The organism is Rhizobium esperanzae, assembly GCF_002204185.1.
In the GTDB taxonomy this organism is placed as follows: domain Bacteria; phylum Pseudomonadota; class Alphaproteobacteria; order Rhizobiales; family Rhizobiaceae; genus Rhizobium; species Rhizobium esperanzae.
Genome location: NZ_MXPU01000043.1, coordinates 1 through 12,653, shown reverse-complemented (window position 1 = coordinate 12,653; position 12,653 = coordinate 1). Strand labels below are relative to the sequence as shown.

Here is a 12,653-nt window from a genome sequence, read left to right as displayed (position 1 = left end):
TCGACGATGGCCGGATCGAGATCGACTCCAACGTCGTCGAACGGTCAATCAGGCCAATTGCCCTCAATCGGAAGAATGCACTCTTCGCAGGGTCGGACGCCGGGGCCGAACACTGGGCGACCATCGCCTCGCTCATCGAGACTGCCAAGCTTAACAATGTCGAGCCACTGGCCTATCTCTCAGACGTCCTCACCAAGATCGTCAACGGGCATCCAAATAACCAGATCGACGACCTGCTGCCTTGGGCCTATGCCGCAAAGCACGAACTCAAAGCCGTGGCCTGAAAACAGCGCTTACGAGCCGTTTCCATTTCGCGTCGATAATCCATCGTTGGTCACCACGCCTGACGAGGATATCCGGTTTCATCTGAAACCAATCCTCTCCTTCCTGTGAGCAAAGGTGCATGGCGCCGTGCTGGGGGTGGATCTCGAAATGCTCAGGCGCAATCATTCGCAATGAGCCCAGCACGTAGCGCTCAAACAGCCGCTCCATCGGAAACAGCATGCTCATCCCGTGATAATCTCCGGCAAGCGCGAATGGCAGCCGATGTGTCAGTAGAAGCTCGCATAGCGGCCTGATATCCGCATAGTCAGCCAAATGGCGGTCTCGTCCCCAAAACTTAAGGTCCGCGTCAATGTTCCGGCTTTCCGGAACGTCGGCGAACAGGATGGAGAGCTCGCGCGCCAGACGCCAGTTATCGCTCGTCATCGATCGTCGCGCGATGTGTTCAATGGCCGAACGAATGAGACGGTTCTCCGGCCTGTCCAGCGAATAGACATCGTGCGTGACGTGAAACATATGCGCGCCGCCTGCTGCGGCGCGAAGCTGCCGGTTGAAATCGAGCCTGCCTCTCAAAAAGGGCTCTCTCGCCTCGATGGATCGATATGCCTGGCGCGGGCCGCGCCGGGCCAGATCAAGTGCCTTAGCCAGGAAACTAGCGGCCAACCACTCCGTCATCGGGAGATCAAAGGCCTCGATCGTGGCCCCGCCTCCGATTCTTGGCGTGAGATTCAGCGCTTCGGAGACCATATTGAAAAGCAGGCGGCGGGCCTGCGCCACCCCCTCCGATGAACCGATGTGCTTTGGCAGGATTTCAATTCGAGTTCCGCACGGTGTCTCCACCACGCCGACATAGTTGCGAAGCTTAAGGGTTCGCGGCCCCTCGAGCTTCACAAGCGATGGCGCCCCTCCCCGATCGCGCCCGTGACGCGCGAGCCATTCGAATGCGCTCGCGGGAACAGTCGCCAGGTCAATCGACCCGGCCGCCTCATCGATCGTAAGCCTGGCAAACTCCCTGACGGTCAACATGCCAACTAACCGATGATTTGCTGATAGGCCGACGGTCTGTTGAGGGCCTCGGCGTTTAACCGCCAGACTTTGTTTGTTGGCACGGAAATCTCGCCCGCCCCAAACAGAGAGACGGAGCCATCAGCACTCTCGACGATGAACCGGTCCGCCGGATCCACTTTTCGGTGATCATTCAAGACGAGGCGGATACGCTGCCAATCGTCAAAGAAATACTCCTTCAAAAGGGGCAGAATACGCCGGGAAAAGAGCTGTTTCAGTTGGCCAACATCGTCCGCGGCTTCAAGATGCAGGAAGTAGGCGTGGCCAAGTCTGTGTTCCCGGTCGAGCAGTGCCTCAATGCGAGCGTTCATCACACTCAGTAAGGCGCCTATGTTAACTCCAGCGAGCTCGATCTCGTCCAAGGTTTCAGGTTGTGGCTCGATTTCCTCGAACACGAAGCGCCGGCGCAATGCCATGTCGATCGAGGCCAAAGAGCGATCTGCTGTGTTCATCGTGCCGATAATATGTACCCCGACCGGAACTCCGAAGGGAGTTTTGGAATAGGGCAGCATCGTCGTCAGTGCTTCGTCAGCGCCAAGCCGCTTCGATGGTTCTATCAACGTGATGAGTTCGCCAAGGATCTTGGAGATGTTGCCTCGGTTGATCTCGTCGATGATCAGTACCTTCTTGCGTTCATGATCTTCGGGCCTGGCTTCGCTCGCGATCAGCCGCTCGACGATTAGCGGGATAATGTTGTTATAGCCATTCACAAGGAACTTCTCGAGACGGCTGTCGGGTACCCGATCGAAGACGAGCTTGTCGCGAATATCTGCGATTGAGATGCGGCCCTGGCGAACCAAACCCGCGAGTTCATCGAGAAGTTCCCATGGAAGCGGTAAGCTCGAACCGTTCGGCTTTTCGAGCCAGAGGATCTCTGGTGTTGACCTCGTGACAACGTAGCCACTGGAGAAGCGCTCACCGACAGGGATACGGGCCTGATCGGCTGACGGCTGACAGAGTGCTTTGAAGATACCGTCCTGTACGTGGTAGCGGATCGCTCCGTCGGGAGTCGTCTCGGCTCGCAATCCCTCGACAAACTCTTCATAGCTGAAGCTCTGGTGGAAGGTCACGAAGCGAATAAGCCCCTCGGTAACGAGATCATCGAAACGCTCTTTCAGTGCGTCGCGATCGCTCTCCCGCTTTGCAGCGAACTCAGGATCAAGGATCGCCAGGGCTCGATCGACGACACGATAGGTCTTTCCCGTACCAGGTGGGCCGTAGAGAATCTGATTGAGCGGAGCGGCGACTTTGCTAGCGGAAGCGGGTGCATCGGCCGCCAAAGCCTCGCTCGCTGCGGACTCCTCGATCTCCTGCTCCTTCAGCCACTTTTCCTTGATCTCCTGCTGATAGAAATCAATCGGACCACCGCGCTCCCGCTCGAGGTTGTGCCGAACAGTCAACAGCTCGCGGTCCTGCTCCACCTTCGACATGCGTCGAAGAGCCTGACGGTCAACACCGCCGAGTTCTGAAAGGATCTTCCGGACGTGCCCAGGGCTCGCAATGCGTTCAAACTCGTCTGGAAACATAAGATGCGGCAGGATGTGCCGCAATTGCCGATATCCTTCGTCCGGCACTCCGTTAATCCACTCCGCGAACGCCCAGGGGTCGCCCAGGATAGAATCGCGCTCTGACGCGCTCATGGCTTTCAGTCCGATCATGGATTTGATCAAGAACCGAAGCTCTCGTGGCTTATGGTTCATGAATCCGGGACCAGCTGAACCAAGGCCACGCAAAATGTCGTCGGCCATCAACTCATCGGCGAGAGTGCCCGAAAGGGTCTCTCCTGACCATCCCCATGCGGTCAAGATTGGCCGCCGCTTGGCATCCGGCCCCATGTTCGTGGGAAAAAGGTTTAGTATCCAAAGCATCTCTGCCAGAAGCTTGCAGGTGGCCGGCGACGCATCATGAAACTGGCGTTCGAGCTTGACATGAAAGCTGTCCTTGCTTCCATCCGGCCGACCATTGAAGCAGCGATCTGCTTCGGACAGAGCCTCCGTTGTCCAAAGTGGCTCTTCGCCGAAAAGTGAGCCATCTACCCGCAGGCAGCGGTCGAACCATACGGCGGCGGCCTTTAGCGTCGCCTCAGAGTTCGGATGAAACGGACTGTATCTCGTCATATGCCCCACAGCGCGCCCGACTATTTGGGCGATCTACCCTGGATACCGAGAGAGGCATATTTTTCGCAATCAGAAATTTTGTGCAGGATAGTTGACCGCTGCTGATCAATCCCACCGATGGCTGTTCCTTATCGGAAAAAGTTGTCAGCGAACTTACTGCGGCGACCAAGGGCCCTACGACAGAATTTCAAGAGAGGATTTTCCCGTCGCCTTGAATAGATACGAACCTAAAACCCGTAGTCTCGGCATTACCGAAATCATGTATCCATATGAGACAACCGGTCTTGCGCCTCTCACGACCGGGCTCGATGAAATATCACGATCAACTCCACTATTTTCGCGTAGGGCGCGCCACTCCATCAACGATTTGCTTACCCTCAGCAACTCGTTCGCCCGAGTCTGTGATCGCGACGATCACGTACTCCTCGACCTTGTCTGTGCGTACTAAGCCAGATCGCTCAAGAAAACTTATGACCGCCCGAATTTCTTCTGGGGTTCCGTACATACCGCATTTGTCCAAGCACACCCCCAAAATACTGTCATTAGAGCGACCACATGCTTCACGGAGCATTAGCACCTGCAAAATCTGCAGAGCTTGATATTCAGACTTAGCTTTGCGGAAGACGTCTTCTTCATTACCGGCCATTCAAATTTCCTATCGAAGCGGAAGCTGGACCGTCGATATCTAGCACTCTCAAGGACCGACGCGTTCCAATTTCCTGCAGGTTTAAAATCTCCAATTTAAGGACTGCATTGGAACGTGAATGGTATGGCCCACGTGTCCATAAGCAGCGATTGTGTTGCGGCGAGAATCTCCAGCTGCCCTTTATCCTGCTGTCGGATCGACTCCGATTTCGAGTACCCAGGCTGGACCGCGGTCATCTCAAAACGATAGTCGAACTCGCTCCAGCGGTTATGCCATTGGATCAGGTCGATAACGCTGCCCTTCTCCAACCTTGAAAGCCCAAACTTCTTCTGTATCGCCGTCTCGCGTTTTCTTAACCGGGCGAACAGAAGATCCGGCCGTTCCCTCCAGCGGATCGCCTTTTGTGTTTGGCCACATACCTCGTAGAGGTCATCGACCCTGGCGGACGGGGTAGGAGCGCTCGAATACTTGCAATGGAACATCGCCACCGTGATGACGTCACCCTCTTTCTTGATGGCTACGACGTCTGCGGATTCGCCAGAGCCGTCATCATCGAATACGACATCGAACCCACCGTTCTGCAGCAGTTCGTCGATGACGCGGCGCTGAATGCTGGTCGCGTCCTTATATCTGCCCTGTGACTCCTTCTTGATATTGACGCCCGACCAGTCCCGGACGACCAGGCGGTCGGGATCAAACGGCGGAGCGTGGTCGTCGGGTAGCTTGAGCAACTCGGACGCTAAAAGCATATTTCCATCCGCGAAGTAGATATGCGGAGGATCGTCCTTGAACCATGTGACCAAATCCGTTGTTTTCTTACCGATGCGGACGCCGCTCACGGCCGTCGGCCGATAGTGCGCACCGGAATCGTCTATGGTCATCGCAACATCGACGAAGCTGTCATCTCCTCCGACCCTCATTACGATCTCGGTGCCGGGAATCTGGGATAGGATGCGGATCTCGCAATCGTAGAACGGAACCGAGACGTCGCCGAAAACCAAATCGACCCGGTCATCATCGATATGCAGGACCGCCTCGGGCCAATTGATCGCTACAGCGTGTTTGTTGGGCATCGAAGGCAGCTTGGTGGGCTGGACCAGCCGTCGCAAAATACCGTCGGGTTGGATTGATGAGTCCTGCAGCTTCGAACCGATGACCTTGCACCACTCCATCCAGCCTGCGAACCCATGGACGGACTCGTATGACCAGATTTTTCCCTTCGTGGAACACCCGATCGTCGACTTGCCGCTCGCCGTGTAACCCTGGCCAAAGATGTTCGTCTTCATCCGGCCGCGATTGGCGGGGTCGTCGGTAAGCTGTGGAGCTATGTCGCTGCCCATGAACTGGGAATACCTGATCGGCTTTCGGACGGCCTCCGAAAGGCCTAGATGGCTTAGGATCAAACGCTTGTAACCGTCGAGCACCCTGAACACATCGTCGCCGCGAATTCGTTTCGCGTCAGCCCCGGCGATCTTTTCGGCCAGACGGGCGTGAAGGTCGCTCAGGTTTGAACTACTGACATAGAGAAGCTGACGTTCGTCGTCCCAATGGCATGCGTACAGATGATACGCGGTATTTACGGGCTGCCTCATCGACGTCCATTTGAGCTTCTCTTCGGTTTTCAAAACCCAGACCGCGAGCCGTTCGGCGTAGTTGATCGACGGACCTTCGATAATGGAACCGGGCCCATAGGCATCGACGATCCTGTTTGGATCCCATCGTTCGCAAGTGGTCTCGTATACGACCGCGCCGAGGCGAGGTGTCACCTGATCTAGTGGAAAATCCGTCGGCGGCTGATCGAAACCCTCGAACACTTCCTGCCGCCGCTCTTCGCGGGCGGTGTTACGGGTTCCGAGGCCTTCGAGCAGATGGTTCCAGTCGGCGTCTTCATTATAGAGTGCCTGAAGACTGTCCCGCATGCCGGCGGCCACGACGTTGGCGATCACCGTCGCGTCGCCGAGGTCTTTACGCGTTCTGGTGAATCGCCCGACGAACTGAACGGTAATTGCTTCGCTCTGATGCTTGTCGTGCAGTGCCGCGATCTTGAGTTCAGGAAGGTCGAAGCCCTCGCCCAACATGTCTACGCACACCACGATCCTGCTCTCTCCAGACCTCAGCTTCCGGAGAGCCTCCAGCTTCGCCTTAGAAGAGAGGCTGCTGTAAACGATGACGGGATTGTACTCCGGCAGAAGCTGGGAATACATGCGATGCAGCTTGACGGCGGTATCGATTATCCGACAACGCGCCATCGCAAGATGGACGTGGCCCTCTGCTTCGTCTTGGACCAGTGCAGCCTTGACGGCCTGGATGATCCGCTGGTCGGCGTCGTCCCGGTCGAGACCGTAAATCGGCTTGAAGTGGATTTTCTTGAAGTGCCCCTCGGCATAAGCCATGGCAAGCGGGTAGTTGTAGATGAACTTGCCATCGACGCGTCGCCCGTCGGTCCGGTACGGCGTCGCAGTGAACTGCAGGACGATGCGGTTAGCGAATTGCGCCCTGAATTCCCGCCACGTCTTGGCGGCGATATGGTGCGCTTCGTCGACGAAAAGGTGGCTGACAAGCTCCACCATCCTCATCTGGACTTCCCCGCCTGCCTTGGCGACCGCGTCCATCGTCGTGACGACGACGTTGACCCGTCTGAAGATTTCGTCGACCTCCTCAACCGACTTGGGGATTTCTTCGAGGGTCGCAACGACGGGTAATTTCGCGTCATCAGCGAGACAACCGCTGTCCTTGAGAACCCCGAGGCTCAGGAACTTCTCCGAGATCTGCGTCCGCAAGGCATCGCTCGGCACGACGACAAGAAGCCGCTCGACCTCGGCGACGACCATCAGCGCTAGCATCGTCTCGGTCTTGCCAGTTCCGGTTGGCATGACGATGGTCGCTGGGGCGGAAGAAGCAGTCCAATGGCCGAGGGCAGCATGTACCGCCCCTATTTGGGGCTTCCTGAGACCGCGCTGGACAACGATATCGCCAACTATGCGCTCTTCGGCAAAGGTGAATGCCCCTCGCCAAGATGCGCGTATCTCCGCGCACCCGGCTTCGAGTTGCTCGAACGGGATGCTGCTGGCATCGGCGGCGGCGGGTCTGATCCAGACACCTGGGGTCGGATCTCTTCGGAACCCCGCCAGGCTCAAAGCTGCCGGATGGCGAAGTATCTCGTCGCTGGGCAGATCCACATCGGTCTTGCGAGGGATCACTGCCACCTCGCGCCGTCCATCGGGAGTGCGGAGAAACAGTCCCCGAACTCGCTTTTCAGTGAACTCGTTCGCAGAGGCGATCAACTTGAGGCCGGGATGGCAAAGTCTCCGGACAGAGGCACCGTGGATTTTACCAGCCATCGAGAATTGCGGCGGAAGCGAAATTTCGAGATCTTCTTTGAAAAGCGTATCCACGTCGCCTCCAGGCAAAAGAAATGCGGACCCTTTACTGTACCCTCAATGGTAGTACAGCTCCTCAGCCGCTGCAACGCCGGGAAAGTGAGGCGAACTATTGCAAGCCGCCTGTTCCACAAGAGAATTCGAACGGAACGATTGCATTACTCACCCCGAGCCCTGTGCACAAGGCTGCTACCATCGGGCGAGGCTAGTTTGCTTGCACGACCAAAATACGTATCATGCGTGCCACGCGAGCAATCAGTGGATTCCGCGAAAATGACATGGAAACGATATGACGGCCTCGCCTTCCGACACTCCGACAGAACAGTTCAAGCTGTTTTTCTCCTCGCAGACGCCGTCCGACGCCCGATCGATCGAGAACAATACTATTCTGATCACCCCGTCAGGAGACAGTTTCGACGATTTCCGCTTCAAGACGCGGATCAATGTTTTCGTTCGTCGGGACTCCGCTCGCCTGACTGCCGAATTTTCTGGCATGATCGGCTTTCTCCAAAACTCCAATGACGAGGTGAACGGCGCTGATCTCATCAAGAGTGCGGCTCCAGACAAGGCAGTGGTCCCCGGGGACGACTTTCCGAAATTCTTCACGCTACTGCCCGGCCTCGATGCCTATCGCGGGCTCGTTGCCGATGCAGACGTCGCTGGTGCTCGCGAAATCCTGCTGAAAACCTGCGATCTCGTCGCTCTCGGTGAGTTTTCCGCAAACTCTCCGATTGTGCGCGACGCGCCGAACACTGCGGTTTTCCAGTATTCCTTAACGCGTACCGCAGAAGCTTTTTTTGCCTACAAGAACGCAGGACCGATCCTGCGAGGTCTCGGCCATGAGGAAATCGGTCGAATGTCGCCGACGATCGCCGTGTCGTTCAAACTTACGGCTTTTGAAAACGAGCACGAGCTCAGATTCAACTTCGACCATACCGGCTTCTTGCCAAAGCGGATGGCGATCATCATCGGGAAAAATGGTGTTGGGAAAAGTCAAGCGCTCAGCACTATTGCGAAGCGGGCCATAAAAGGCGGCGGCCTGATTGATCCACAAACGGGGGAGCGGGCTCAGTTCAATCGAATGCTGGCGTTTGCCCCAACGAAAGAGGCGCTCTCTATCTTTCCGGGCACGGCGCGACGCCGGCAATATGTTCGCTATTCACGTTATGCCCTGGCGCGATCCACCCCGACTCGAAAAGCCGGCGGTCTGATCAGCGCGATCGTCAGCGTCGCCCGGTCGAACCAGGCCATCAAGGATCGCAGCCGATGGCAGATTTTCCTCAAAGCACTTGAAGCGCTGGGGGACCCGAAGTCCATCTGGGTCTGGACAAACGACGGCATCATTCCATTGAGCTCATTGAACCAGGGCGGTGAACAGGAAAAACTCAGACGTTTTGCGTCGCTTAACACCCGGCGGGATCCGGTTCGTTTCTCCGATGGCAACGCGCTTCGCCTGAGTAGCGGCGAAATCTCTTTTCTCAAGTTTGCGGCCTATGTGAGCTTGGAAATCGACAATAGCTCTCTCCTACTATTCGACGAGCCCGAGACCCATCTGCACCCGAACTTTATAGCGCGCTTCGTTTCAATCCTGGACAGCCTCCTGGCGCAGACCGGGTCCGCAGCCATCATCGCGACGCACTCTGCCTATTTTCTCCGAGAGGTTTTCAGGGAGCAGATCTCGATCCTGAGGGCTGACGCCGATGGACGCATTGAAGTCCAGAGACCGCGCCTTGCAACGTTCGGTGCAGACGTCGGAGAAATTTCCTACTTCGTTTTTGGAGATGACGAACCTTCATATCTCGCGCGGGAGTTGGAGAGAAACATCCAGTCATCGGGGATGACCTGGGATGAGGTCCTCGAAAACTACGGCAATGAGTTGTCGCTGGAATTCCTGAACGAACTTCGGGCAAAGATCGGCTAATGCGCAAAATCTCTTTTCCGATTTTCGATGACATCGAAGGCGTCGATGCTCTCGTCGACAACCACAGGCTTGGAAGTTATCCGGGCTTACAGGCATTCCGGCAAGCCCTGAAGACCGGCTACGTGCAGTATGACAGCGTCTCGGGGAACGCGCAGGCGGTCGTGCAGGTCCCGATCCCGGATCCATTGGATAAATGGCTGCGCAAACACTACAAAGATTTGCCCACCAGCCACCACCCCATCGATGACATCCGCGAGGACAATCTCGCATTACCATGTTCGATGTGTGGCTCCTTGCACGCACACACGCTGGATCACGTTCTGCCAAAGGAAGATCACCCGGCATTTGCGATCTTCTCCAAGAATCTGGTCCCGGCATGTGATTGCAACCTGAAGCGTGGCCAGAACTATAGGGGCCATGCCGTGGGAGCGCGCATCCTCCATCCATACTATGATGCATGCATGGACGAACGTCTGTACGCAGCGAAGTTTTCCGGCATGGATGCAACCGTGATCGTAGACCTCGAAATCCTGGTTGCCCTCACGCACCCGGACAGGCCCGCGATCGAATACCACCTGGACAATGTGATCAAGCGGACTGGCGTGCTGAACTGGCTGGGAAAACAGTGGGTCAAGTTCGTGCGCGCGCCGCGAAAGATCGTCGGGTCCCTGAATTTTATCCCCACCAACCAAGCTGAATTGATCGCAGCCATCTGCGAGCATCGAGATGCGCGGGACTATGCTCAGGATTCTCTCAACAATTGGGAGTCGATGTTCGCACAGGGCTTGCTCGATCCTGCGGTCATAGCCTGGCTGTTCCCGAGACTGTCAGCAGCCGGTCGCAGCGTCGATGACCCGGTGATTGCCGTGGCGACATAGACGAGCTGGAAGCTCGCCCCTGAAGACCTAACGCCTAGCCCAAACGAGCGCTGAAAGCACCCTTACCATGCTGATCAAACAAACGGACTATCATAGGATCTACCGGGTCATTAACAGCCTCGTTGTCAACGAAGGCGGCAATCCCGCATATGCCTGTATGTACTTCAGCACCTTCGGTGCGTTTATCCTTGAGCATCATTACAAGATACAAGCGACGCCCAAAGGCGGTCTCGCCGCCTACAATCTTGATGGATCGATGCTCCTTTTTGCCGATCACCGCGACGACGGTTATGTCACCGGCGCCGGCGAAAACTTCCATTGCTGGACCGAGGCCGACGGCTGGGCGATCGATTTCATGGCCCCTGCTTTTTCAGAGACGGCCAGTCCGCTTGGCGTGCCGTCAAAAATGTTCCAACGACCCATTTCGGCAATGGCGTCGTCGATCAATGATCTCAACCATTCGGACTCCTTCTTTCACCAATCGGAGCCTGAAGCGACAGCCGGCCGGTTCGCGGATTGGCAGAATCTGCCGATGATCGGTGACCTCGCCAGCATCGCGGTGAAGTGGTTTCGTCGATCTCCCAAGCAGATGCTTCCCTCGATTTCGGTGGGAGATCAAAAAGGGAACCTCAAACCAGTACCCTTGATTGGCAACCCTCTCGCTGGTTCGTGGTAAGCCTGTTGATGAGATGAGAGCCTACAACCCCACTCCTCAACTGTCGCGTGGCTACCGATTGTCTCGGCAAACAAGGAACTTAGGAGATAGAGAGGAAGCCATCCTCTGTCCTTCGACGTCCTGTTCAAACCGGATATCGGGCGAAAAGGTAGCCGGATCATCGTATAGGGCTTAGGAATGAAGTGTTTTCGCATTGATGAGGGGGGCTATACGGGGTTTGATTTGCTCAACGCCGATCAGCGCTTTCAAGGCGCGTCTGCAGTTGCCATCGATAATGATGAAGCTGTAAGACTCATAAAGGAGCATTTTCCAACGCTGCGAGCCTCAGAGCTTAAGTATCGGGCTCTTTCTCGAAGGCCCGCAAATCATGCACGTTTGCTCGGCCTCCTGCGTGACATCCATGCACACTTCGACTGCACAACATCGATCGTGGACAAGCGCTACCTTCTGACCTTGTTCTTCGTCGATTACGGCGTTGAGCCGTATTACTATGAGCGAGAATTTGACCTTTACGCCGATGGCAGAAACTATGCTGCAGCATCACTTCTTTACCTCACAGGGCCTACGCTACTCGGTGAAGCCGAATTCGATGAATTGTTGCTGGCATTCCAGCTGGCCGTGAAGGCGAAAAGTCCCGCAGCTAGGATCCGGTTGATCTCTGCTGCCCGGAATTTGCGCTGGCAGGAATACCCCGAGCTTTTAGGTCCGCTCGCCAAATATGCATCTCCAGAATGTTGGGAGGCGATCGCTAATCCAGATGTCAACACAGACGCAGCGATGGTTGTTCTTCATTCCATGATCACGCGGCTCGAAATGATGACGACCGAGCCCTATCGTATTGAGCACGATCAATCCAAGAACCTGCTGACATATCATCCTCTGATCCGGCGTTTCATCGACCATGACCGTGATATCGAGTTCCGACCAACGGAAATCTCCACAATGAAATTCCCTCTAAAGCTCCGGGAAGTCACTCAGGTGGACTCAAAAGCAAGCCCTGCTGTGCAGATTGCCGACGTGATGATCGGCGCAGCACTGGAGATGGCAAGCAACAAGTCTGAATTGAATGCTGGCGGACTAAACCCCGACGATGTCGAGCAACTCTACAGGGTCGGCCAAATGACGAATATGCTACCGTCCCTTGATTTCGAGGAGCAGAAGCGTTTCCGCAAAGGCACACAGTCGTCCGAAATGATCGACTATCTTGCTGCAAACATAGTAGACCCCAATCCGTCTGATGTCTGATGCAGACGGGAGAGATGTGCTCCCGGAGCCCGAAGTCGTAGGCGCTCGCGCCTAACGGTCGCGAAAGACACTAATGGGAGCAGAATTCCGGACATGAGTGAAAGCCATCTTAGTGACGACGAAGTAGCCGCTCTACATCGAGCGGGGTGAATTAGCCCCCGAAAGGCCCGGACATGCTCCGCCACTTAGCTAAGTGGGTAGGAGGAATGTTGGTAATATGACTAGCAGCAATTTTAAGATGGAAGTCCTCGCCGGGCCGGAACGTCGGCGGCGTTGGAGCACGGCAGAGAAGCTCGCGATCATCCACGAAACCTATGAGGCGGACGCGACGGTGAGCATCGTCGCGCGTCGGCATGGCATCCAGCCGAACCAGTTGTTCGCCTGGCGCAAGCTGGCGTCCCAAGGGGCACTGACGGCGACGGCCGCCGAGGAGGAGGTCGTTC

10 protein-coding genes are annotated in these 12,653 nt (G+C 56.1%); 6 read left to right on the top strand and 4 right to left on the bottom strand.

What is annotated here, in order from left to right:
* The coding region (locus B5E41_RS30465; protein WP_141098855.1) for a transposase domain-containing protein at positions 1–284 on the top strand (284 nt) is incomplete at its 5' end.
* Here the strand turns inward: B5E41_RS30465 and B5E41_RS30460 are convergent.
* The 4 genes from B5E41_RS30460 to B5E41_RS30445 form a co-directional block, all read right to left on the bottom strand.
* A complete protein-coding gene (locus tag B5E41_RS30460; RefSeq protein ID WP_245303192.1) occupies positions 268–1,308 on the bottom strand; it encodes an McrC family protein in 1,041 nt (346 codons plus the stop codon). The genes B5E41_RS30465 and B5E41_RS30460 overlap by 17 nt on opposite strands.
* Before the next feature lie 5 nt (positions 1,309–1,313).
* Positions 1,314–3,464, bottom strand: a complete 2,151-nt coding sequence (locus B5E41_RS30455) for an McrB family protein (protein ID WP_245303191.1) — start codon at positions 3,462–3,464, stop codon at positions 1,314–1,316.
* A gap of 331 nt (positions 3,465–3,795) precedes the next feature.
* A complete protein-coding gene (locus tag B5E41_RS30450; protein ID WP_088397281.1) occupies positions 3,796–4,110 on the bottom strand; it encodes a VpaChn25_0724 family phage protein in 315 nt (104 codons plus the stop codon).
* A 95-nt stretch (positions 4,111–4,205) separates the two neighbouring features.
* Positions 4,206–7,505 (bottom strand): DEAD/DEAH box helicase, encoded by a 3,300-nt coding sequence (locus B5E41_RS30445; RefSeq protein WP_088397280.1) that lies wholly within the window; start codon positions 7,503–7,505, stop codon positions 4,206–4,208.
* Between the two features lie 274 nt (positions 7,506–7,779).
* Here B5E41_RS30445 and B5E41_RS30440 point away from each other — a divergent pair, with 274 nt between their 5' ends.
* The 5 genes from B5E41_RS30440 to B5E41_RS30420 all read left to right on the top strand — a co-directional run.
* Positions 7,780–9,411 (top strand): AAA family ATPase, encoded by a 1,632-nt coding sequence (locus tag B5E41_RS30440; RefSeq protein WP_088397279.1) that lies wholly within the window; start codon positions 7,780–7,782, stop codon positions 9,409–9,411.
* Positions 9,411–10,289 carry a hypothetical protein gene (locus B5E41_RS30435; protein WP_088397278.1) on the top strand — a complete coding sequence of 293 codons (879 nt, stop codon included), beginning with the start codon at positions 9,411–9,413 and terminating at the stop codon, positions 10,287–10,289. The genes B5E41_RS30440 and B5E41_RS30435 overlap by 1 nt, the downstream gene beginning before the upstream one ends.
* A gap of 67 nt (positions 10,290–10,356) precedes the next feature.
* Positions 10,357–10,965: a DUF2026 family protein gene (locus tag B5E41_RS30430; RefSeq protein ID WP_088397277.1), complete on the top strand. Its 609-nt coding sequence runs from the start codon at positions 10,357–10,359 to the stop codon at positions 10,963–10,965.
* A 177-nt stretch (positions 10,966–11,142) separates the two neighbouring features.
* Positions 11,143–12,210, top strand: coding sequence for a hypothetical protein (locus tag B5E41_RS30425; protein WP_088397276.1), 1,068 nt, complete (start codon positions 11,143–11,145; stop codon positions 12,208–12,210).
* A 217-nt stretch (positions 12,211–12,427) separates the two neighbouring features.
* Positions 12,428–12,653 (top strand): transposase (locus B5E41_RS30420; protein ID WP_141098854.1); only part of this gene is annotated, 226 nt, incomplete at its 3' end.